Below are 23,414 nucleotides of genomic sequence, written 5' to 3'. Positions count from 1 at the left end.
GGATCAAAGACTACATGGCATTTGCCCCATTAATTGAACGCCAGCGCATTCGCCTGCTGCTGGCGTTATTATTCGGTGCCTGCGGGACGCTGGCTTTCTCTCCGTATGACATCTGGCCTGCAGCGATTGTTTCGCTGATGGGCCTGCAGGCTCTCACCCTCAACCGCCGCCCACTCCAGTCTGCCGCTATTGGCTATTTCTGGGGAATGGGGCTTTTTGGCTCCGGCATCAACTGGGTCTACGTCAGCATCGCGCAATTTGGCGGTATGCCGGGACCGGTTAACGTTTTCCTCGTGGTACTGCTTGCCGCGTACCTCTCGCTCTACACCGGTCTGTTTGCCGGTATTTTGTCGCGATTGTGGCCGAAAACCACCTGGCTACGGGTGGCGATCGCCGCACCGGTTGTCTGGCAGATAACCGAATTTCTGCGCGGTTGGGTGCTGACCGGCTTCCCGTGGCTGCAGTTTGGCTACAGTCAGATTGATGGCCCGTTGAAAGGGCTGGCACCGGTAATGGGCGTTGAGGCGATTAACTTCCTGCTGATGATGGTCAGCGGTCTGCTGGTACTGGCGTTAGTCACGCGTAACTGGCGTCCGCTGGTGGCGGCCGTCGTGCTTTTCGCCCTGCCCTTCCCGCTACGCTACATTCAGTGGTATACCCTCGAACCGGAAAAAACCACCCAGGTTTCCATGGTACAGGGCGACATTCCGCAGTCACTGAAGTGGGATGAGGGCCAACTCCTCAACACGCTGAAGATTTATCTCGATGCTACCCAGCCCGAGATGGGTAAATCACAGCTGATTATCTGGCCGGAGTCCGCCATCCCGGATCTGGAAATCAATCAGCAGCGTTTCCTCAGCATGATGGATGACCTGTTAAAATCCAAAAACAGTACCTTAATCACCGGGATTGTTGACGCTCGCCTCAACAAACAGAATCGTTACGATACCTACAACACCATCATCACGTTGGGTAAAGACAGTCCGTACAGCTACGATTCCACAAATCGCTACAACAAGAACCATCTGGTACCGTTTGGTGAATTTGTTCCGCTGGAATCGATTCTGCGCCCGTTAGCGCCGTTCTTTGACCTGCCAATGTCCTCGTTTAGCCGTGGCCCGTATATCCAGCCACAGCTGCACGCACACGGTTTTAAACTGACTGCGGCAATCTGCTACGAAATTATCCTTGGCGAACAGGTACGCGATAACTTCCGTCCAGATACGGACTACTTGCTGACCATCTCCAATGATGCCTGGTTTGGTAAATCCATCGGCCCGTGGCAGCACTTCCAGATGGCACGTATGCGTTCCCTGGAGCTGGCGCGTCCGCTACTGCGTAGCACCAATAACGGGATTACCGCGGTGATTGGTCCGCAGGGTGACGTGCAGGCCATGATCCCGCAGTTTACCCGCCAGGTACTGACCACCAGCGTCACGCCGACAACGGGTCTCACACCTTATGCCCGTACCGGCAACTGGCCGCTGTGGCTTATCACCGCACTGCTTGGTTTTGGCGCAGTGTTGATGAGTCTGCGTCAACGTCGTAAGTAAAGCGACTGTACCGTCGGATGACGGTGCGATAACACTTTATCCGGCTTACAACCTCACTGTAGGCCGGATAAGCTAAATACTATGCTGCATCGAAACCCACCGAACTTCCCATTCTGGCACGTCAATTGCTTTGTTAAATAACACAATAGCAATTTGGATGAATGTGCAACCTGGTCGCACCAAAGCGGATCACTGGTAGCACCTAAAAAGTGCAACAAGATATTTTTGCCCCTAAACGGTGCGGCGCACTTCGCAAAAATAAACAATAACACAGCAAATTCTTTACATTCATCCAAACTAAATGTTAACAAACACACACAAGACTGCACATTTAAGTTGCAAACAATAACAACATCACAATGGGTATCAATGCGTCCCTGGCGCAGACGATAAAGGAGTTGGATATGCAATTACGTAAGCTCGCCACTGCCATGCTGGTTATGGGAATGTCCGCCGGTCTGGCGCATGCAGAAGACGCAGCGCCCGCAGCAGGCAGCACGCTGGACAAGATCGCAAAAAATGGCGTGATCGTCGTCGGGCACCGTGAATCATCGGTTCCGTTTTCTTACTACGATAATCAGCAAAAAGTGGTCGGTTATTCACAGGATTACTCCAACGCGATCGTTGAAGCCGTGAAGAAAAAGCTGAACAAGCCTGACCTGCAGGTAAAACTGATTCCGATTACCTCGCAAAACCGTATTCCCCTGCTGCAAAACGGGACCTTCGACTTTGAATGTGGCTCCACCACCAACAACGTTGAACGCCAGAAGCAAGCTGCTTTCTCTGACACCATTTTCGTTGTAGGCACGCGTCTGCTGGCGAAAAAAGGCGGCGATATTAAAGACTTCCCGGATCTGAAAGGCAAAGCCGTGGTCGTCACTTCCGGTACTACCTCTGAAGTGCTGCTGCACAAGCTGAACGAAGAACAAAAAATGGATATGCGCATCATCAGCGCGAAAGACCACGGTGACTCTTTCCGTACCCTGGAAAGCGGTCGCGCCGTTGCCTTTATGATGGATGACGCACTGCTGGCTGGCGAGCGCGCGAAAGCGAAGAAACCGGACAACTGGGAGATCGTCGGTAAGCCGCAATCTCAGGAAGCTTACGGCTGTATGCTGCGTAAAGACGACGTCGCATTCAAGAAGCTGATGGATGACACCATCGCTCAGGCTCAGACCTCCGGTGAAGCAGAAAAATGGTTTGATAAGTGGTTTAAAAACCCAATTCCACCGAAAAACCTGAACATGAATTTCGAGCTGTCAAACGAGATGAAAGCCCTGTTCAAAGAACCGAATGACAAAGCACTTAACTAACTAAAATAAATGGGGCGAGTTTACCTTGCCCTCTCGATTGTTTTTCAGCACGGACAGACTATAAGCCTGATGGTCGTTCCCCATCAGGCTCGAAAACCGAAAAACGCTGGATAACAATCTTCGAGGGTAGCGCTGCTACCCTTTTTTTTCTGGAGTAGATTTATGTCTATAGACTGGAACTGGGGCATTTTTTTACAACAAGCCCCGTTCGGCAACACCACCTATCTCGGCTGGCTCTGGAGTGGTTTCCAGGTTACGGTCGCGTTATCTATCACTGCCTGGATTATCGCTTTCCTGGTGGGTTCTCTCTTCGGTATTTTACGTACTGTTCCCAACCGCTTCCTTGCCGGGCTCGGCACGCTGTATGTTGAACTGTTTCGCAACGTTCCGCTGATTGTACAATTCTTCACCTGGTATCTGGTGGTCCCTGAATTGCTGCCGGAGAATCTCGGCATGTGGTTCAAGGCTGAACTGGATCCCAATATTCAGTTCTTCCTTTCATCGATGATCTGTCTGGGGCTGTTTACTGCCGCTCGCGTCTGTGAACAGGTTCGTGCTGCGATTCAGTCTCTGCCTCGCGGGCAGAAAAATGCAGCACTGGCGATGGGTCTGACTCTGCCACAGGCATACCGCTATGTTCTGCTGCCTAACGCCTACCGCGTGATCGTCCCGCCGATGACTTCAGAGATGATGAACCTGGTGAAAAACTCAGCCATCGCCTCGACCATCGGTCTGGTCGATATGGCGGCACAGGCAGGAAAACTGCTGGATTACTCAGCCCACGCATGGGAATCGTTTACGGCCATTACCCTGGCCTATGTACTGATTAACGCCTTTATTATGCTGGTGATGAATCTTGTCGAACGTAAAATCCGCCTGCCTGGCAACATAGGAGGCAAATAATGTACGATTTTGACTGGAGCTCGATTGTCCCTTCCCTGCCGTATCTGTTGGATGGGCTGCTCATCACGCTGAAAATTACCGTTACGGCGGTCATCATCGGTATCGTCTGGGGAACCATCCTGGCGGTCATGCGTCTGTCCAGCTTCGCGCCAATTGCCTGGTTTGCGAAAATATACGTTAACGTATTCCGTTCCATTCCGCTGGTGATGGTGCTGCTGTGGTTCTATCTGATCGTGCCTGGCTTCCTGCAAAACGTGCTGGGTCTGTCACCGAAAACCGATATTCGTCTGATCTCAGCAATGGTCGCGTTTTCGATGTTTGAAGCCGCCTACTACTCGGAGATTATCCGCGCAGGGATCCAGAGTATTTCCCGCGGGCAATCCAGCGCTGCGCTGGCACTGGGGATGACCCACTGGCAATCGATGAAGCTCATCATATTGCCACAGGCATTTCGCGCCATGGTTCCGCTGCTGCTTACCCAGGGCATCGTACTGTTCCAGGACACCTCCCTGGTCTACGTATTGAGTCTGGCAGACTTCTTCCGCACCGCCTCCACCATTGGCGAGCGTGACGGCACTCAGGTTGAGATGATCCTGTTTGCTGGCGCCGTCTATTTTGTATTCAGTCTGAGCGCATCGTTGTTGGTCAGCTATTTGAAGAAAAGGACAGTTTAATGATTACCCTGAAAAATGTTTCTAAATGGTATGGTCACTTTCAGGTGCTGACCGACTGCTCCACAGAAGTGAAAAAAGGTGAAGTGGTGGTGGTCTGCGGCCCGTCAGGTTCCGGTAAATCAACGCTAATTAAAACGGTAAACGGGCTGGAGCCTGTGCAGCAGGGTATCATCACCGTTGATGGTACCGTTGTGAATGATAAAAAAACCGATCTGGCAAAACTACGTTCCCGCGTCGGCATGGTGTTCCAGCACTTTGAACTGTTCCCCCATCTGTCGATCATTGAGAACCTGACTCTGGCCCAGGTAAAAGTGCTCAAACGCGATAAAGCGCCCGCTCGAGAAAAAGCGCAAAAGTTGCTCGAACGCGTAGGGTTATCAGCCCATGCCAATAAGTTTCCGGCGCAGCTCTCCGGTGGTCAGCAGCAGCGTGTTGCTATCGCCCGCGCGCTGTGTATGGACCCTATCGCCATGCTGTTTGACGAACCCACATCGGCACTTGATCCTGAAATGATCAACGAAGTACTGGACGTTATGGTTGAACTGGCCAATGAAGGCATGACCATGATGGTGGTGACTCATGAAATGGGCTTCGCGCGTAAAGTGGCTAACCGGGTTATCTTTATGGATGAAGGGAAAATTGTTGAAGACTCGGAAAAAGAGGCCTTCTTCGCCAACCCGAAATCAGACCGCGCCAAAGACTTCCTCGCTAAAATTCTGCATTAATTCTTCCTGCGCGCACTCGGTAGAGTGCGCGTTACATCACGCTTTAGCATTTCTATTCTCGTTCATTTCATTAGTCAGCTTTAACCTTGTTGCAAAATCACGCGAACAAGGAATTGCTATGGCACTGCCGATCATTCTTGATTGCGATCCCGGTCATGACGACGCGATCGCCATTGTTCTTGCACTCGCCTCTCCCGAACTTGAAGTGAAAGCCATTACCTCCTCTGCCGGTAACCAGACGCCGGAGAAAACCCTGCGTAACGTGCTAAGAATGCTGACGCTGCTGAAACGCCCTGATATCCCAGTGGCGGGCGGCGCGGTAAAACCGCTGATGCGTGAACTGATTATCGCCGACAACGTTCACGGCGAAAGCGGTCTTGACGGCCCGGCTCTGCCGGAACCCTCATTCGCACCGCTTAACTGTAACGCCGTCGAACTGATGGCAAAAACACTGCGCGAAAGCCACGAACCGGTGACGCTTGTATCAACCGGACCACAAACCAACGTCGCCCTGTTGCTTAATAGCCACCCGGAACTGCACGATAAAATCGCGCAAATTGTGATCATGGGCGGTGCAATGGCGCTCGGTAACTGGACACCTGCCGCCGAGTTCAACATCTACGTTGACCCGGAAGCCGCAGAAATCGTCTTCCAGTCTGGGATCCCTATTGTCATGGCCGGGCTGGACGTCACGCACAAAGCGCAGATTTATCATGAAGACACCGAGCGCTTCCGCGCTATCGGCAACCCGATTTCCACCATCGTGGCCGAATTACTGGATTTCTTCCTCGAATACCACAAAGACGAAAAATGGGGCTTTATCGGCGCGCCATTGCATGACCCGTGTACCATCGCCTGGCTTCTCCAACCCGAATTGTTCACCACCGTAGAACGATGGGTTGGCGTGGAAACGCAGGGGAAATACACGCAGGGCATGACGGTCGTAGATTACTACTTCCTGACGGGGAATAAACCGAACGCGAAGGTGATGGTCGATGTTGATCGCCAGGGGTTTGTCGATTTACTGGCGAAAAGATTGAAATTTTACGCGTAATGAATGTCTTGATTAAGACCATCGTAATAAAATGCGATGGCCTTGTTTCGTATTAGTCGAGAGAATACATAGCTTAATGAATCGTTTTTCCGGATCTTAGCCCGAAGAGAAAAGAAGGACAAAAAGTACGAAGCTATCCTACTTTTACCTGTAATCTCATTATCAAGAACAAAGACCTACAGGGCCAGAATCTAAATATATTCTTAAAAACAACTTTCTGATATGTTCTTAAAAGCGTTCATATTACATCGATTAATAAACATATCATCTACATAGCCTTGTTTTCTTGTGGTATCAACTCAGAAAAAAGCCAAATTCCTTTTCACGGTGAATATTATTTCTTTTTACCTAATTGCTGTGCGCGATATATTTGGTTAAACAATTTTATTGTATGAATCTCCATGGCTACAATCTTTTAGTTGCAGATTTACTATTTATTATCTGCATCAATATATTTACGAGAAAGATAAATATCTTTTTGCATCGTTAGTACCATGTTTTTGACATGAAAAAATGGAGTTTTAAATGAAAAAGGTACTTTTAGCAGCATCCGTAATGGCCGCACTGATTTCTGGTCATGTTATGGCAAGCGACACCATCACCATTAACGGTGAAATCATCGAAAAAGGTTGCACCATTGGTGAGAACGGTAATGCGAATATCGATCTGCGTACCGTGACCGTTGCACAGGTGAAAGAGACCGGTATAGGTAGCGAACTGGCAAACCAGGCTGACTATTTCATGATTAAAGATTGCCCGGCAGGCTACGAAGTTGAATTAAACTTCATTGCTGACATCCCGCCAGGGTATGATAACGGTATTGTGAACACTGAAGCACCATCAAATACAGTTGTTGCGCATTACCTGCGAGATGCGCGTCCTACTCATATATCAGACCACGTATATTTGACTAACCCATCCAGAAACCAGATATACCTTGATAACGATGAACGCACTAAAGCACAATCAAGTACGGGCTTTAGTTTCCCGATTGAATCAGGTTATCTGAAAACGGCTGAAGTTGATGGTGAAAATACGCCAGCCGGTCTCACCAAATCCGTGGTAACGCTGAACGTATATTATCGTCAGTAATTTGCACAAACGGGTGTAATCAATATATCCCCTCCTTGAGGGGATATATCCGCAACATTGTGTTTTCACACGCCTGTTTGAGGGAGATATCCAGGATGATACAAACCAGGAAAATTGTTCTCGCGACGATTATTCCCCTAATGCTGATAGGTAATTCACCAGCATGGGCTGAAGAAGAAGTAGATTCTATCAGGTTGGATGTATACGCCAGGTTGGTAGCATCAGCTTGCAAGATCATATTAGAGGGCGGGCCGGTGATTGATCTTGCCTCCGTCAGCAAGAAAGATGTCAATGAAGTGAGCTTAGGCGCGCCTGTCCCTGAAGGTCGCGAGACGATTAATGCATCCATCAGCCAGTGTGGGCAAAACGGTCAGTACACATTGACGTTTAGCGGAATGCCGGTCAGTAATTACCCGAATGCAATAGCCAGCAGCGGCGAAGCCGAGGGCGTAGCGCACTACCTGAAATATGTTGACTCCACCGGGGCTTTTTATCCGGACGGCACATTTCTTGGCGATGGTGAGCCATCGTCACTGCACTATATAGATACCACCAAAGACGTTAAGTTTCAGCTTGAGGCCGGATATATGCGCATTGGTGACACAGTTACCAGCGGGAAAACGGCCACTACCGTTACCGTTGAAATCAAGCAAAATTAACGAGCTTTGGTGTAATTATATTTTGGTTTTCGAGGAAATAAGCAATGAAGGGAATTCAAAAAATCATTATCGGTATGCTATTAGGCGCATTCACCTTATCCAGTGCCTATGCCAACGTGTCGTTAATGGGAACGCGGGTCATTTATAACGGCGCGAAAAAAGAGGCATCCATTAACCTGGAAAACCCTGACAGTTCTCCTTATTTAGTACAGTCATGGGTTGAGATGCCGGATGGTAATAAAGCGCAGAAAGCGCCATTTATCATTACACCGCCGTTGTTCCGCCTTGACCCTAAGCAAAAGAATGTACTGCGCATTATTCTCACCACCCCACTGCCAGAAAATAAAGAATCTTTATTCTGGCTGAATGTTAAAGGCATACCCAGCGAGTCAAAAGCGGACAACAGCATTCAGATCGCGATAAATACGGTAATTAAATTAATTTACCGTCCAAAGTCATTAGATAACTTCATTCCGGCTAACCAAAAAAATAAACTCACCTGGCAACGCATTGGAAATCAGATTCAGGTGAATAATGCTTCCGCCTACTATTTTAACTTCAGCAAAATAACCGTCGCTGGCAAAAAGGTGGAACACGTCACCTATGTGGCCCCAGGCGAAAGTGCCCGTTTTGATTTACCGAAAGGCGTAACCGGGGGAGATGTATCGTTCGCAATAATAAATGACCAGGGTGGTGTTGGCGAAGATTTCCATACACATATTTGACTGATGGATTAGTTATCCTTATTGATGGATGGTTGACATGAAAATAATAACCACATCTGCGCCGCTTCATAAAACCCAGCTGGCGCTGGGAATTATGCTGGCCTGTGGATTAAGCTGTACACCTATTTACGCGGCTGAAAACAACACGGATACGAAAAAGGCGATGTCCACGCCTTCGCGTTTCAACTCGGCATTTTTTAAGCACTCCGGCTCCGGCGAGGTGCCGGTAGATCTCTCGGTATTTGAAAAAGGCGGTCAGCCTCCTGGCAACTATCGCGTTGATATTTTGGTCAACAAGCGTCGGGTTGATACCCAGAATATAAACTTCTCCGTTGATAATGACGGCCAGCTAACCCCTTGCCTCAGCGTCGCGCAGCTAAAAAAATACGGCGTCAATGTTTCCGCCTACCCTGCGCTGACGCAGAAAGGCAATGACTGCGCGAATCTGCTGGCGATTGAAAGCCTCTCCACCCTCTTTGATTTTAATAAACAGCAATTACAGATAAGCGTTCCGCAGGCAGCGCTGGCCAACGACATCCGGGGATATATTCCACCGGAAGACTGGGATGAAGGAATCAACGCGCTGATCCTCAACTATGACTTCACCGGCGATGAAACCCGCCAGCGACACGGCGGCGACATATCTGATAGCCGGTACGCCAACCTGCGGCCGGGGATGAATATCGGTGCCTGGCGTATCCGCAACTACTCGACGTGGAACCATAATGACGACGGCAGCGAGGAATGGGATTCTGCGTACACGTATGCCCAGCGCAATATTCCGGCCTGGGGTAGCCAACTGACCCTTGGCGAGAGCATGACCAATTCCGATGTGTTTACCAGTGTGCCGTTTACCGGTGCGCAAATCGAAAGCGACGATAGCATGCGGCCCGACTCGCAGCGTGGCTACGCACCGGTAGTACAGGGGATTGCCCGTACTAACGCGCAGATTATCGTCCGGCAGAACAATTACGTTATTTATCAGAATTATGTCTCTGCGGGTGCGTTCTCCATCAAGGACTTGTACTCAACGGGCGGCTCCGGGGATTTATACGTTACGGTAAAAGAGCAGGATGGCTCAGAACAGAACTTTGTCGTGCCGTACGCATCGCTGGCCAACCTGCAGCGTGAAGGCACGCTGGATTATGCAATAACCACCGGGCGCTATCGCCCGGATGATTCAGGGGTGAATGAAACGTCGTTTACCCAGGCCTCGGCGAGCTACGGCCTGCCCTGGGGGCTAACCCTGTACGGCGGTGGGCAGTTCGCCAGCCATTACCAGTCGCTGGCCATTGGGCTGGGTAAAAATATGGGGGGCTGGGGGGCGCTGTCTGTGGATGTCACGCAATCCTGGGGTACGCCAGAAGAACCGATTGATGAAGAGGTAAAAGAGCGCGGGCAATCATCACGCATTCGCTACAGCAAATCTATCCAGGAAACGGGCACAACCCTCACCATGGCGGGATACCGCTACAACAGTGACGGTTACTATGAGATGGCGGACATCCTCGATACCTGGGGTAACAGCGGCCCTATCCTTCCTGACCGGCGTCGTAACCGGGGTGAAATCAGCCTGAGCCAACCGTTTGGCGGTAGCTTTGGTTCAATATCCGGCTCGCTGGTACGCGAGGATTACTGGAACACCGGGCAACAGATGAACTCCTGGCGGGTAAGCTGGAACAACCACTGGCGCGCGGTGAGCTACAGCCTGGGCTACAGCTACAACAAGAACACCCAATCCTATGACCGGCGCGAACGCTACAGCAAAGATGAAGTCTTCTCGCTGAGTATCTCCGTACCGCTGGAAAAACTGCTGCCGAAGTCATGGGCGACCTACAGCATGAACTCAACCAAAGGTGGCGACACGGTTCACTCTGCCACACTTAGCGGCTATGCCCTGGAAGGCGACGCGCTGAACTGGAGTGTGCAGCAAGGTTACGTCGACGTTGACGACGACGATAACACCTATAACGGCAGCCTGCGCGCAACCTACAACGGGACCTACGGTACAGTTCAGGGCGGCTACAGTTACGATGATTATAGCAAAAGGACCGACTACGGTATGTCGGGGTCGGTGATCGCTCACGCCAACGGGGTAACGCTGGCACAGGAGATGGGTGAAACCAACGCGCTGGTGAAAATTGCAGGAGCGTCCGGTGTGCGGGTAGCGAATAACGACGGGGTTCGTACCGACTTCCGGGGGTATACGGTGGTGAACACCATGACGCCATACCGTGAAAACGAAGTGAATCTGGATACCGAAACGCTGCCGGAAGATATCGATCTGACAGAAACCAGCCAGACGCTGGTGCCAACGCGAGGCGCGCTGGTGCGGGCAGAATACAAGGCAAATGTCGGTGAAAGAGCGCTGGTGACCTTGCTGCGCAGCAACGGCAGCGTAGTGCCGTTTGGTGCGATGGTGACGCAGGAAAGCGGCGCCGGGCAAAGCGCGATTGTCGGTAATGACGGCGAGGTGTACCTCGCAGGGCTGAGTGATAACACCACGCTGCTGGCGAAGTGGGGCAATAATCAATCCTGTCGCATGGTGTACCACAGTGCGGCGACACCGCCGGTCACCGGGGTAACGATGGCCAAAGGAGAATGTAAATAATGAAAGGGAAGCTGGTTTTACTCATGGTGGGCGCGCTGGCAGTAGGATGCTCCCAGAGCGCGTTGGCGAACTGTCAGGTGGATCATCCGGAATCAACTGAAGGCTTATATTATGGGGGGGTGTGGCTGAGTTATAACAAGTACGACGATCCGAGCCCGGGGATAACCTCATATAAAGTGGGTGACAGCTTTGCCGGTCGTGTCAAGTGTAATAAAGATGGCGGGTGGATAGAGCTGGAGATGGTGTCCCCCAACGGCCCTGCGGGGGTGTACGATGCGCAGCAAACGTCGATTTCCGGCATCGGGGTGAAGCTTACGGCGGAAATTGCAATGAATAACTTTTCCGGTATGGAAAAGGACGTGGTGTTAACCAACGGGTCATTTACCTCCAGGCGTTGGGAGATTCCTGCCTCAGAGGACACCCTACCTCGGTACTTCACTGTTGCCAAATCCCCGAAGTATGAGTTTTTGGCTATTGGCCCAAAGGACCCAAAAGGCGGGGTTTTTAGCGAGCAACCCATACTTAAAGTGCGCGCTGGGGGAGAGGAGGGTATCCCTTCTGAATCGGTTCTCTTTGGTATTAGCGGCGGCTCCCGTGCTGTTGCAACATGCAATGTACCATCGACATCGGAGCTTAGCTTTACTATGCAAACCGTCATGGCCAACCATTTGGCAGAGGACCCAGGCGAACACGATGGTCTTGGAAGGCTTAACTCAACGAGGGTACGTCAAGTGATAGGACCTTTTAGGTGCGACAGCGATCTGAATGTGCAATTCACAATCAGTGATACGGGCAATCTTCATCCGGGGACGGATAACGTTCTGGATTCAGTAAAAGGTGACGGTTACACAGAGGGGCTCGGCGCCACATTCCGGTACAAAATTAATGAGGATGGAGAAACGAGCGAAGAGAACAAAGTCGATGTGATATTCGGCCAACCGATGTATTTGCGGAATGGCGATATCGGCTCTGTCTCACCGAAGCTTTCGTTTTATCTCTTCGCCTACTACTACCGATTTGGCGACATAAAACCCGGCCAGTTTCAATCCACTGCGGTATTGAACATTAAAATTCAGTAATGCGCGAGGGACACGCTATGAACAATTATTTATTCAAATACTCTGGCGCTGCGCTTCTTCTGTGGGTCAGTTGTCTGCCGCCTTCTCTGGCAGTGTATGGGCCGCAATTGCAAAAGGGGGAGGATGTCGATATTCCCATCAGCGTCACTGGGGTGATTAAGGCCTCCTGTGACATTAAGGGCAATGTAGAAATTATGGATCTCGATATGGGCGAGGTGGCAATACAGCCAACCTTTAATTGGGTCTCATTTAACAACAGCACGCTCACCATAACCGGGGACTGTGTGAAAAACGGTCCGGATGGCAACGGGGCTATTATCCGTTTTGAAGGCGAAATGGTTGACGGCGATAATGGCACTGTTTTCGCCAATGAGCTGGATGATGCGTATGATGAGAATCCGGCGAAAGGCGTCGGGGTACAAATGAAGGTGATGGGCACGGGAGGGGATATTAGTGACGGTGCGATTCGCAATCTCGCTGCTTACACGCTACCGGCCGCGAGCGGAAGCGATGATTCTATCGTGTTAACCTTTGCCGGGAAATTAACCTATCTGACCGACCAGTCGGCGGCGGTACCGGGAAATGTCAGAACCAATATTTACATGACGCTGATTGTTCCCTGAACCCGGTTAGCGTCCCCTCGTATAAAACATATGGCCCGGAGAGTATCCGGGCCATTTTTTACGCCGCATTACGGCTCAAATGGCCGCCGCTGGAATTGGTCATGCCCACACTTCGGGCATAACGGCAGCACGTCCGGCGTGTACACCGCTAAATGGAAGTGGCATTTCTCGCACACCAGATTGCCCAGCCCCACCACTTCACCGCTGTGATACACGCCGTGATGACTCAGATCCTGGAATACCTCACGCCACTCCAGCTGCGTTTTATCGGTAATATCCGCCAGCTCCTGCCAGATGCTCTCTTTAATCACTCGCATAAAGACGCTGTCAGTCTCCTCGTCGAGACTCTCTTCATAACTCAGCGCAAACTCTTCCAGATCGCGCCTGACGGCCCGCGTCAGCTCATCGATTTCGGTTCGCGTTAACTCCCCGGTCTGCATAACGCGCTGGCGCGCCTGGTCTACCAGCGCATCAATGTCGCGTTCGCCATTGCGCAGACGTTCGCTAAGTGACGCCACCAGTTCACGGTAATATTGAGCAACCTTGTTCATCGCTTCGCCTCCTGGGTCGTTAACTGTCTATAATAATAGACGTTATTTACGAAACGCTTTGCAAGACTGTCCACAGAGTATGTAAATTCGTGCAAGATTTATCCTTGCGAGAATTCAATGCTGAATGCGCGAAAGGCTGTTTTGACGCGGGCGTTTGGGCTATGCTATGCGGATCTGAAACACCACATCTAAAGCTACGTTTGTAGCTGTATTGAAAACAGGACCACTGGCTGCCATGCAAGAGCAATACCGCCCGGAAGAGATAGAATCCAAAGTACAGCTTCACTGGGATGAGAAGCGCACATTTGAAGTTACCGAAGACGAGAGCAAAGAGAAGTATTACTGCCTGTCTATGCTTCCCTATCCTTCTGGTCGACTACACATGGGCCACGTACGTAACTACACCATCGGTGACGTGATCGCCCGTTACCAGCGTATGCTGGGCAAAAACGTCCTGCAGCCCATTGGTTGGGATGCGTTCGGCCTGCCAGCTGAAGGCGCGGCGGTTAAAAACAACACTGCCCCGGCACCATGGACGTACGACAACATCGCCTACATGAAAAACCAGCTCAAAATGCTGGGCTTCGGTTATGACTGGAGCCGCGAGCTGGCGACTTGCACCCCGGAATATTACCGCTGGGAACAGAAGTTTTTCACCGAGCTGTATAAAAAAGGCCTGGTGTACAAGAAAACCTCTGCGGTCAACTGGTGCCCGAACGACCAGACCGTACTGGCGAACGAGCAGGTTATCGACGGTTGCTGCTGGCGCTGCGATACCAAAGTTGAGCGTAAAGAGATCCCACAGTGGTTTATCAAAATCACCGCTTACGCTGACGAACTGTTGCGCGACCTGGATAACCTGGATCACTGGCCTGACACCGTGAAAACGATGCAGCGTAACTGGATCGGTCGTTCTGAAGGCGTGGAAATCACCTTCGATGTCACCGGTTATGACAACACGCTCACCGTTTACACCACCCGCCCGGACACCTTTATGGGTGCCACTTATCTGGCGGTTGCAGCGGGTCACCCGCTGGCGCAGAAAGCGGCGGCAAACAATCCGGAACTGGCGGCTTTCATCGACGAATGCCGCAACACCAAGGTTGCCGAAGCCGAAATGGCAACCATGGAGAAGAAAGGCGTCAACACTGGCTTTAAAGCGATTCACCCGCTGACTGGCGAAGAGATCCCGGTATGGGCGGCGAACTTCGTACTGATGGAATACGGCACGGGTGCTGTAATGGCCGTTCCTGGCCACGATCAGCGCGACTACGAATTTGCCACCAAATACGGTCTGAACATTAAGCCGGTCATTCTGGCTGCTGACGGTTCAGAACCGGATCTGTCCGAACAGGCTCTGACTGAAAAAGGCGTGCTGTTCAACTCAGGTAAATTTGACGGTCTGTCCTTTGAAGACGCGTTCAACGCCATTGCCGACGAACTGGTCGCTAAAGGGGTTGGTGAGCGCAAAGTCAACTACCGTCTGCGCGACTGGGGTGTTTCCCGTCAGCGTTACTGGGGCGCGCCGATCCCGATGGTTACTCTGGAAGATGGCACCGTACTGCCAACCCCGGAAGATCAACTGCCGGTTATTCTGCCGGAAGACGTGGTCATGGACGGTATCACCAGCCCGATCAAAGCCGATCCTGAGTGGGCGAAAACCACCGTTAACGGTATGCCTGCGCTGCGTGAAACTGACACCTTCGACACCTTTATGGAATCTTCATGGTACTACGCGCGCTATACCTGCCCGCAGTATCAGGAAGGCATGCTGGACTCTAAAGCCGCGAACTACTGGCTGCCGGTTGACATCTACATTGGCGGTATTGAACACGCCATCATGCACCTGCTCTACTTCCGCTTCTTCCACAAACTGATGCGTGACGCGGGCATGGTGAACTCTGACGAACCAGCGAAACAGTTGCTGTGTCAGGGCATGGTGCTGGCAGATGCCTTCTACTACGTTGGTGCAAACGGCGAACGTAACTGGGTTTCTCCGGTTGACGCGATCGTTGAGCGCGACGAAAAAGGCCGTATCGTTAAGGCGAAGGACGCGGAAGGTCATGACCTGGTGTATACCGGCATGAGCAAAATGTCCAAGTCTAAAAACAACGGTATCGACCCGCAGGTGATGGTTGAGCGTTACGGCGCGGACACCGTACGTCTGTTTATGATGTTTGCCTCTCCGGCTGATATGACCCTGGAATGGCAGGAATCTGGCGTTGAAGGGGCAAACCGCTTCCTGAAACGTGTCTGGAAACTGGTTTATGAGCACACCTCCAGGGGTGATGTTGCCAGCCTGAACGTTGAAAGCCTGAGCGAAGATCAGAAAGCTCTGCGCCGTGACGTTCACAAAACTATTGCTAAAGTTACCGATGATATCGGCCGTCGTCAGACCTTTAACACCGCGATTGCGGCAATTATGGAACTGATGAACAAGCTGGCGAAAGCACCGACCGAAGACGAACAGGACCGCGCCCTGATGCAGGAAGCGTTGCTGGCCGTTGTACGTATGCTGAACCCGTTCACCCCTCACGTTTGCTTCACCTTGTGGCAAGCGCTGAAAGGCGAAGGCGATATCGACAACGCGCCATGGCCTGTTGCTGACGAAAGCGCAATGGTCGAAGACTCTACGCTGGTTGTTGTCCAGGTTAACGGTAAAGTACGTGGCAAAATCACCGTTCCGGTAAACGCCACTGAAGAGCAGGTTCGTGAACGTGCTGGCCAGGAACACCTGGTGGCAAAATATCTTGATGGCGTTACCGTACGTAAAGTGATTTATGTACCAGGTAAACTCCTCAATCTGGTCGTTGGCTAAGCGCGGGAGGAAGCGTGCGACATCTGACAACATTGTTGTTATCCCTGGTGGTGCTGGTCACCGCCGGGTGTGGCTGGCATCTGCGTAGTACCACGCAGGTGCCCCCCACGATGAAAACTATGATTCTGAACTCAGGCGATCCGAACGGCCCCTTAAGCCGCGCGGTACGTAATCAGCTGCGTCTTAACGGCGTGGAGTTGCTTGAAGACGGTTCAATGCGTAAAGATGTCACGTCCTTACGTCTTGGTACGGTCAGCATCTCTCAGGATACGGCGTCTGTGTTCCAGAACGGTCAAACGGCTGAATACCAGATGGTGATGTCAGTCAATGCCTCGGTATTGATTCCTGGACATGATATTTATCCGATCAGCGCTAAAGTCTATCGTTCGTTCTTTGACAACCCACAAGCGGCACTGGCGAAGGATAACGAGCAGGATATGATCATCAAAGAGATGTATGACAAAGCAGCCGAACAGTTGATTCGTAAGCTGCCAAGCGTACATATCGCCGATGCTCAGTCATCCAGTGATGATGTACAGCCTGCGGTGACGAAAACAGCAGCGCCAGCATCTTCTCCGGCGCGTGTTTCCACCACGCTGGGTAACTGATGCTCAAGTTGTACCCTGAACAACTCCGCGCACAGCTCAAAGAAGGGCTGCGCGCGGCGTATTTACTACTGGGCAACGATCCCCTCCTGTTACAGGAAAGCCAGGACGCGATTCGTCTGGCTGCTGCTACGCAAGGGTTCGAAGAACACCACGCTTTCACCATCGACACCAGCACCGACTGGGGCGCTATTTTTTCACTGTGCCAGGCAATGAGCCTGTTTGCCAGCCGTCAGACTTTGCTCCTGCAGTTGCCCGAAAATGGTCCAAATGCAGCGATTAACGAACAGCTTGCCACGCTCGTCACCCTGCTCCATGACGATCTGCTGCTGATTGTTCGCGGCAATAAGCTGACCAAAGCGCAGGAAAATGCCGCATGGTATAGCGGACTGGCAAGCAATGCGGTCCAGATCAGTTGCCAGACACCAGAGCAGGCACAGCTTCCGCGCTGGGTTGCTGCAAGGGCGAAGCAAAATAACCTGCAACTGGATGACGCCGCCAACCAGCTATTGTGCTATTGCTATGAAGGCAATCTGTTAGCGCTGGCACAGGCGCTGGATCGATTATCATTACTCTGGCCCGATGGCAAACTCACGCTTCCCCGCGTGGAGCAAGCCGTTAACGATGCCGCGCACTTTACCCCCTTCCACTGGGTGGATGCGCTGCTGATGGGCAAAAGCAAACGCGCGTTGCACATTTTGCAGCAGTTGCGCCTTGAAGGTAGTGAACCGGTCATTCTGCTGCGAACTCTGCAGCGTGAACTATTGCTGCTGGTAAATCTTAAACGCCAGTCTACCCATACGCCGTTACGCACGTTGTTTGATAAACATCGGGTGTGGCAAAATCGTCGTGGCATGATGGGAGATGCGCTAAATCGGCTGTCTCCAGAGCAGCTACGTCAGGCAGTGACGCTGCTAACACGTACGGAAATAACGCTTAAACAAGACTACGGTCAGTCAGTATGGGCTGAGCTTGAGGGACTTTCCCTTTTGCTGTGCCATAAACCACTGGCCGATGTATTTATTGATGGTTGATATGAAATCATTGCAGGCTCTGTTCGGTGGCACCTTTGATCCGGTGCATTATGGTCATCTTAAACCCGTTGAAATTCTGGCTAATCTGATTGGCCTTTCCCGGGTCATCATCATGCCTAATAATGTGCCGCCCCATCGTGCACAACCTGAGGCCTCCAGTGCACAGCGTAAGCATATGGTTGAACTGGCAATCGCCGATAAACCATTGTTTATCCTGGATGAACGTGAATTGAAACGTGATACCGCCTCCTATACCGCACAGACGCTAAAAGAGTGGCGCGCGGAGCAAGGTCCGGAGGTTCCGCTGGCCTTTATTATTGGTCAGGACTCGCTGCTCACCTTCCCTTCCTGGCACGACTCCGACACCATCCTGGACAATACCCACCTCATCGTATGTCGACGTCCGGGGTATCCGCTGGAAATGGTTCAGGAACGGCATCAACAATGGCTGGAACGTCATCTGACCCACACGCCAGATGACTTACACAACCTTCCCTCAGGAAAGATTTATCTGGCAGAAACGCCGTGGTTCAATATTTCCGCCACGCTTATTCGCGAGCGTATCGAAAAGGGCGAGCCATGCGACGACTTATTGCCCGGTTCCGTTCTGGACTATATCAATCAGCAAGGGCTGTACCGTTAAGCGTGAGGCTTAATGCCGCCAGCAGACGGTTATTCTCCTCCTCTCCACGAACAGCTACCCGGTAATAACGCGCATCCAGCCCCGGGTAGTTAGCGCAACTGCGGATCAAAATATGCTGCTCGAGTAGCGATCTTTGCAGATCAATACCAGCCCGATCGCAACGCAACAGGCGATAATTTGCCAGACCAGGATAAACCGTTAAACCGGGCTGATTTTTCAACTGCTGATCAAAACGCTTCCCTTCTTGCTCCAGCCATTTCCATGTTGCCTGTTGATAGGCGCTATCCCGCAGGATCATCTCTCCCGCCAGGGCGGCAAATGCATTGATTGACCAGGGCATTTGCCGACTGCGCATGTGCGCGACGGCCTGCTCATTGCTGTTGATCAGATACCCCAAACGCAGTCCAGGGATCGCATAAAACTTGGTTAGTGAGCGCAGTACCCAAATATGTGGATTCGCTTGCAACAGCGGGATGAATCCCTGCTCACCAGCAATAAAATCAATAAACGCTTCATCAAGGATCAGGGCAATTCCGAGGGTTTCACATCGTTTTGCGATCTCTTGTAGCAGGTGATTATCAGGCAACAGCCCGGTAGGGTTGTTGGGCGTACAGAGAAAAAGGCAGTCCAGTTGCGGCGTTAACGCATCGAGAATGGCATTAGTAAGCTGCCAGCCGTCTTCTTCACGCAACGCAAATTCATGTATTGCGCATTCACCCCATTGCAGCGCCCGGCGGTATTCAGCAAATCCTGGGATAACGATCATCGCATGGCGCGGCTTCAGGCTATTAACCAGCGTAAAGATTGACTCTGTTTCACCGTTTCCGGCGAGGATCCACGAGGACGGAATGTGGTGATGCTCCGCCAGTGCAGCGTGCAGATGGGCGTATTCGACATCCGGGTAACGTTCAGCGCAATCCAAATTGTCGATCAGCGCGCGTTTTAAACTTGCTGGCATACCCAGCGGATTAATATTCGCGCTAAAATCCAGCAATTGCTCAGGCGGGATGCCCAACAATGCTGCGGCTTCTCGTGTGTTCCCGCCATGCGCGCTCTTCAATAAAGACATCGTGCCGCTCCACTTAAAAAAGAGTATTTTATTGAAAAATCTCTGCGCAATCAGGGCAAACATCATATTTTGTGCGAATAGCCTCACGAGGAAACAATGAGACTTTGGTTAGTACGCCACGGAGAAACCGAAGCCAATGTGGCCGGATTATACAGCGGCCATGCGCCTACGTCGTTGACTGAGCGGGGAATTGCTCAGGCCAAAACGTTATCGACGCTGTTACGCAACGTTCCTGTTGAACACGTGCTGTGCAGTGAACTTGAGCGAGCTCGCCATACGACACAGTTGATCCTGGCGGATCGCGACGTTCCGCTACGTATTATGCCTGAGCTAAACGAGATGTTCTTTGGCGACTGGGAAATGCGTCATCATCGCGACCTTGCGCGTGAGGACGCAGAGAATTACGCCATATGGTGTAACGACTGGCAAAATGCAACGCCGACCAATGGCGAAGGATTTCAGGCGTTTTCACAACGCGTTGAACGGTTTATTGCACAACTGGCTGATTATAAAGAAAGCGAGAACCTGCTTGTGGTCAGCCATCAGGGTGTTTTGAGCGTGTTGATCGCCCGTCTTCTGTCAATGCCTGCGGCGTCAATGTGGCATTTTCGCGTCGAACAAGGTTGCTGGAGCGCGATTGATTTCTGTGACAGTTTTGCCGTGCTGAAAGTCCTGAACAGCCGGGCAGTTTGGCACGAAGGTGAGTGAAAGCTCTGTTTTTTCTGCTCAGGAGCCTTTCGCCCATTGACACCCCATGACAGGCTGCTATTCTCCGCAGCCTGACTTTTCCCGCCCTTCAGAGCTTTGCAGAAATTGTTTTACAAAAATGGCGATGCATTCTGTTGCGTGGGGTGGGATGATAGCGCACTTCAAAAGCGCTTTCGGAGACATTTGTCCCGATATCGCCTCTGGTTCAGGTATACTAACAGACGTTTTTAACTCTTTTCACCCAGGGGGAACACTTGCAGGGTAAAGCACTCCAGGATTTTGTAATCGACAAAATTGATGACCTGAAAGGTCAAGACATCATCGCCTTAGACGTTCAGGGCAAATCCAGTATCACTGACTGCATGATTATCTGCACTGGCACGTCCAGCCGCCATGTCATGTCTATCGCTGACCACGTTGTTCAGGAATCCCGCGCAGCTGGCCTGTTGCCGCTTGGCGTAGAAGGCGAGAACGTAGCTGACTGGATCGTTGTTGACCTCGGCGATGTGATTGTCCACGTTATGCAGGAAGAGAGCCGTCGCCTGTACGAACTGGAAAAACTCTGGAGTTAATGCGTGAAGCTGCAACTTGTCGCTGTGGGTACAAAAATGCCTGACTGGGTGCAAACCGGGTTTACGGAGTATCTCCGCCGGTTTCCAAAAGACATGCCCTTTGAGCTTATCGAAATCCCGGCAGGAAAACGCGGCAAGAACGCGGATATAAAACGCATTCTCGACAAAGAGGGTGAACAGATGCTGGCTGCCGCAGGCAAAAATCGCATCGTCACCCTCGATATTCCCGGGAAACCCTGGGATACGCCACAGCTGGCAACCGAGCTGGAACGCTGGAAACTGGATGGTCGTGATGTCAGTCTCCTGATTGGCGGACCGGAAGGGCTGTCCCCAGCCTGTAAAGCCGCAGCGGAACAAAGCTGGTCACTCTCTGCATTAACCCTTCCTCACCCGCTTGTTCGGGTACTGGTAGCAGAGAGTCTGTACAGGGCGTGGAGCATTACCACCAACCATCCATATCACCGTGAGTGATCATTGAGTCTTGAGTAGATTAAGCAGCGGATGAAACTACAGAATTCTTTTCGCGACTATACGGCTGAGTCCGCGCTGTTTGTGCGTCGGGCGCTGGTTGCTTTTTTGGGGATTTTGCTGCTCACCGGTGTGCTGATCGCCAACCTTTATAATCTGCAAATCGTTCGTTTCACTGATTATCAGACCCGCTCAAACGAAAACCGTATCAAACTGGTGCCTATCGCGCCCAGCCGCGGCATCATTTATGACCGCAACGGCATTCCCCTCGCCCTAAACCGCACCATCTATCAAATAGAAATGATGCCGGAGAAGGTCGATAACGTTCAGCAAACACTGGACGCGCTACGGAGCGTGGTTGATCTGAATGACGACGATATTGCCGCCTTTAAGAAAGAGCGTTCACGTTCCCATCGCTTCACTTCAATCCCAGTGAAAACAAACCTGACGGAAGTGCAGGTGGCGCGATTCGCCGTTAATCAGTACCGTTTTCCTGGCGTCGAAGTAAAAGGCTACAAACGCCGTTACTATCCCTACGGCTCAGCGCTGACTCACGTTATTGGCTACGTATCAAAGATCAACGATAAAGACGTTGAACGCCTGGATAAAGACGGCAAGCTGGCCAACTATGCTGCCACCCACGATATTGGCAAACTGGGTATCGAGCGCTATTACGAAGATGTACTTCACGGCCAGACCGGTTATGAAGAAGTTGAAGTAAACAACCGTGGTCGCGTCATTCGCCAGTTAAAAGAGGTCGCACCGCAGGCCGGGCATGATATTTATCTCACGCTTGATTTGAAGCTTCAGCAGTATATCGAAACGCTGCTGGCGGGTAGCCGCGCCGCCGTTGTCGTAACAGACCCGCGCACCGGTGGTGTACTGGCGCTGGTTTCAATGCCCAGCTACGATCCTAACCTGTTTGTAGATGGTATCTCCAGCAAAGATTATTCAGGGTTACTTAACGATCCCAATACCCCGTTGGTTAACCGCGCGACGCAAGGTGTTTACCCCCCTGCTTCAACGGTTAAACCTTACGTGGCGGTTTCCGCGTTAAGCGCGGGCGTGATTACCCGTAATACCGGCCTGTTCGATCCAGGCTGGTGGCAGTTGCCCGGCTCTGAAAAACGCTACCGTGACTGGAAAAAGTGGGGCCATGGTCATCTGAATATCACCCGCTCTCTGGAAGAGTCGGCAGATACGTTTTTCTATCAAATCGCCTATGATATGGGGATAGATCGACTTTCGGAGTGGATGAGTAAATTTGGCTACGGCCATTACACTGGCATCGATCTCGCCGAAGAGCGCGCAGGTAACATGCCTACCCGCGAATGGAAGCAAAAACGGTTTAAAAAGCCGTGGTACCAGGGTGATACAATTCCGGTCGGTATCGGTCAGGGCTACTGGACAGCAACCCCTATCCAGATGAGTAAGGCGCTGATGATCCTTATCAATGACGGCATGGTCAAAGTCCCACATCTGCTGATGAGCACAGCGGAAAACGGCAAGCAAGTGCCGTGGGTACAGCCGCATGAACCTCCCGTCGGTGACATTCACTCCGGTTACTGGGAAATCGCCAAAGACGGTATGTACGGCGTAGCGAACCGCCCCAACGGTACCGCACACAAATATTTTGCTGGCGCACCGTACAAAATTGCCGCGAAATCCGGTACTGCGCAGGTCTTTGGTCTGAAAGCCAACGAAACCTATAATGCGCATAAAATCGCCGAACGTTTACGCGACCATAAGCTGATGACGGCATTCGCGCCCTACGATAAACCAGAGGTCGCCGTCGCGATGATCCTCGAAAACGGTGGCGCCGGTCCGGCTGTAGGTACACTCATGCGCCAGATCCTTGACCACATTATGTTGGGCGACAACAACACCAATCTGCCTGCGGAAAACCCAGCGGTTGCAGCAGCTGAGGACCAATAA

22 protein-coding genes are annotated in these 23,414 nt (G+C 51.6%); 20 read left to right on the top strand and 2 right to left on the bottom strand.

Annotated elements, in window-relative coordinates; all coding sequences use genetic code 11:
• Positions 1 to 14: 14 nt before the first annotated feature.
• From lnt to OGY01_RS13660, 12 genes are all read left to right on the top strand, one after another.
• A complete protein-coding gene (gene lnt / locus OGY01_RS13715) occupies positions 15 to 1,553 on the top strand; it encodes an apolipoprotein N-acyltransferase (RefSeq protein ID WP_048221857.1) in 1,539 nt (512 codons plus the stop codon).
• A gap of 404 nt (positions 1,554 to 1,957) precedes the next feature.
• A complete protein-coding gene (gene gltI / locus OGY01_RS13710; protein WP_045441052.1) occupies positions 1,958 to 2,866 on the top strand; it encodes a glutamate/aspartate ABC transporter substrate-binding protein GltI in 909 nt (302 codons plus the stop codon).
• 162 nt (positions 2,867 to 3,028) lie between these two features.
• Entirely contained in the window at positions 3,029 to 3,769 is a 741-nt protein-coding gene (gene gltJ, locus OGY01_RS13705; RefSeq protein WP_045441051.1) for a glutamate/aspartate ABC transporter permease GltJ, read from the top strand.
• Positions 3,769 to 4,443 (top strand): glutamate/aspartate ABC transporter permease GltK, encoded by a 675-nt coding sequence (gene gltK, locus OGY01_RS13700; RefSeq protein ID WP_045441050.1) that lies wholly within the window; start codon positions 3,769 to 3,771, stop codon positions 4,441 to 4,443. Before gltJ ends, gltK begins: the two co-directional genes overlap by 1 nt.
• Positions 4,443 to 5,168 (top strand): glutamate/aspartate ABC transporter ATP-binding protein GltL, encoded by a 726-nt coding sequence (gltL, locus tag OGY01_RS13695; RefSeq protein WP_045441049.1) that lies wholly within the window; start codon positions 4,443 to 4,445, stop codon positions 5,166 to 5,168. Before gltK ends, gltL begins: the two co-directional genes overlap by 1 nt.
• 118 nt (positions 5,169 to 5,286) lie before the next feature.
• Positions 5,287 to 6,222 (top strand): pyrimidine-specific ribonucleoside hydrolase RihA, encoded by a 936-nt coding sequence (gene rihA, locus OGY01_RS13690; protein ID WP_045441048.1) that lies wholly within the window; start codon positions 5,287 to 5,289, stop codon positions 6,220 to 6,222.
• Between the two features lie 525 nt (positions 6,223 to 6,747).
• The gene (locus tag OGY01_RS13685) at positions 6,748 to 7,314 is read left to right on the top strand and encodes a fimbrial protein (protein ID WP_284097115.1); all 567 of its coding nucleotides are present in this window, start codon (positions 6,748 to 6,750) and stop codon (positions 7,312 to 7,314) included.
• Between the two features lie 254 nt (positions 7,315 to 7,568).
• Positions 7,569 to 7,973 (top strand): fimbrial protein, encoded by a 405-nt coding sequence (locus OGY01_RS13680; RefSeq protein ID WP_231593082.1) that lies wholly within the window; start codon positions 7,569 to 7,571, stop codon positions 7,971 to 7,973.
• Positions 7,974 to 8,017: 44 nt separating this feature from the next.
• Complete coding sequence (locus tag OGY01_RS13675) at positions 8,018 to 8,698, top strand: fimbrial biogenesis chaperone (RefSeq protein WP_286493244.1); 681 nt, start codon at positions 8,018 to 8,020, stop codon at positions 8,696 to 8,698.
• A 37-nt stretch (positions 8,699 to 8,735) separates the two neighbouring features.
• Positions 8,736 to 11,309: a fimbria/pilus outer membrane usher protein gene (locus OGY01_RS13670; RefSeq protein ID WP_286493242.1), complete on the top strand. Its 2,574-nt coding sequence runs from the start codon at positions 8,736 to 8,738 to the stop codon at positions 11,307 to 11,309.
• Positions 11,309 to 12,388, top strand: coding sequence for a hypothetical protein (locus OGY01_RS13665; RefSeq protein WP_286493240.1), 1,080 nt, complete (start codon positions 11,309 to 11,311; stop codon positions 12,386 to 12,388). Before OGY01_RS13670 ends, OGY01_RS13665 begins: the two co-directional genes overlap by 1 nt.
• Positions 12,389 to 12,405: 17 nt before the next feature.
• Positions 12,406 to 13,011 (top strand): fimbrial protein, encoded by a 606-nt coding sequence (locus tag OGY01_RS13660; RefSeq protein WP_286493239.1) that lies wholly within the window; start codon positions 12,406 to 12,408, stop codon positions 13,009 to 13,011.
• A gap of 68 nt (positions 13,012 to 13,079) precedes the next feature.
• Here the strand turns inward: OGY01_RS13660 and OGY01_RS13655 are convergent, their stop codons facing one another.
• The gene (locus OGY01_RS13655; RefSeq protein WP_284097110.1) at positions 13,080 to 13,562 is read right to left on the bottom strand and encodes a zinc ribbon-containing protein; all 483 of its coding nucleotides are present in this window, start codon (positions 13,560 to 13,562) and stop codon (positions 13,080 to 13,082) included.
• 235 nt (positions 13,563 to 13,797) lie between these two features.
• On the opposite strand from OGY01_RS13655, the gene leuS reads away from it, so the two are divergent.
• The 4 genes from leuS to nadD are packed head-to-tail and all read left to right on the top strand — an operon-like array spanning position 13,798 to position 18,662.
• Positions 13,798 to 16,380, top strand: a complete 2,583-nt coding sequence (gene leuS, locus OGY01_RS13650; RefSeq protein WP_144243054.1) for a leucine--tRNA ligase — start codon at positions 13,798 to 13,800, stop codon at positions 16,378 to 16,380.
• A 14-nt stretch (positions 16,381 to 16,394) separates the two neighbouring features.
• Complete coding sequence (gene lptE, locus OGY01_RS13645; protein ID WP_048221864.1) at positions 16,395 to 16,988, top strand: LPS assembly lipoprotein LptE; 594 nt, start codon at positions 16,395 to 16,397, stop codon at positions 16,986 to 16,988.
• Complete coding sequence (holA, locus tag OGY01_RS13640; protein WP_045441039.1) at positions 16,988 to 18,019, top strand: DNA polymerase III subunit delta; 1,032 nt, start codon at positions 16,988 to 16,990, stop codon at positions 18,017 to 18,019. The genes lptE and holA overlap by 1 nt, the downstream gene beginning before the upstream one ends.
• 1 nt (position 18,020) lies before the next feature.
• The gene (gene nadD, locus OGY01_RS13635; RefSeq protein ID WP_136345291.1) at positions 18,021 to 18,662 is read left to right on the top strand and encodes a nicotinate-nucleotide adenylyltransferase; all 642 of its coding nucleotides are present in this window, start codon (positions 18,021 to 18,023) and stop codon (positions 18,660 to 18,662) included.
• Here nadD and cobD read toward each other — a convergent pair.
• Positions 18,637 to 19,731 carry a threonine-phosphate decarboxylase CobD gene (gene cobD, locus OGY01_RS13630; protein WP_284097109.1) on the bottom strand — a complete coding sequence of 365 codons (1,095 nt, stop codon included), beginning with the start codon at positions 19,729 to 19,731 and terminating at the stop codon, positions 18,637 to 18,639. The genes nadD and cobD overlap by 26 nt on opposite strands.
• A gap of 96 nt (positions 19,732 to 19,827) precedes the next feature.
• Between cobD and OGY01_RS13625 the strand changes: the two genes are divergently transcribed.
• The 4 genes from OGY01_RS13625 to mrdA all read left to right on the top strand — a co-directional run bounded on the left by OGY01_RS13625 (position 19,828) and on the right by mrdA (position 23,414).
• Complete coding sequence (locus tag OGY01_RS13625) at positions 19,828 to 20,439, top strand: adenosylcobalamin/alpha-ribazole phosphatase (RefSeq protein WP_200010550.1); 612 nt, start codon at positions 19,828 to 19,830, stop codon at positions 20,437 to 20,439.
• A 254-nt stretch (positions 20,440 to 20,693) separates the two neighbouring features.
• Positions 20,694 to 21,011, top strand: a complete 318-nt coding sequence (rsfS, locus tag OGY01_RS13620; protein ID WP_045441037.1) for a ribosome silencing factor — start codon at positions 20,694 to 20,696, stop codon at positions 21,009 to 21,011.
• A 3-nt stretch (positions 21,012 to 21,014) separates the two neighbouring features.
• The gene (gene rlmH, locus OGY01_RS13615; protein ID WP_003022725.1) at positions 21,015 to 21,482 is read left to right on the top strand and encodes a 23S rRNA (pseudouridine(1915)-N(3))-methyltransferase RlmH; all 468 of its coding nucleotides are present in this window, start codon (positions 21,015 to 21,017) and stop codon (positions 21,480 to 21,482) included.
• 30 nt (positions 21,483 to 21,512) lie between these two features.
• Positions 21,513 to 23,414, top strand: a complete 1,902-nt coding sequence (gene mrdA, locus OGY01_RS13610; protein WP_045441036.1) for a peptidoglycan DD-transpeptidase MrdA — start codon at positions 21,513 to 21,515, stop codon at positions 23,412 to 23,414.

It is taken from the genome of Citrobacter sp. Cm038 (assembly GCF_030333105.1).
In the GTDB taxonomy this organism is placed as follows: Bacteria; Pseudomonadota; Gammaproteobacteria; order Enterobacterales; family Enterobacteriaceae; genus Citrobacter; species Citrobacter murliniae.
This window is presented reverse-complemented; position numbering and strand designations above follow the sequence as displayed.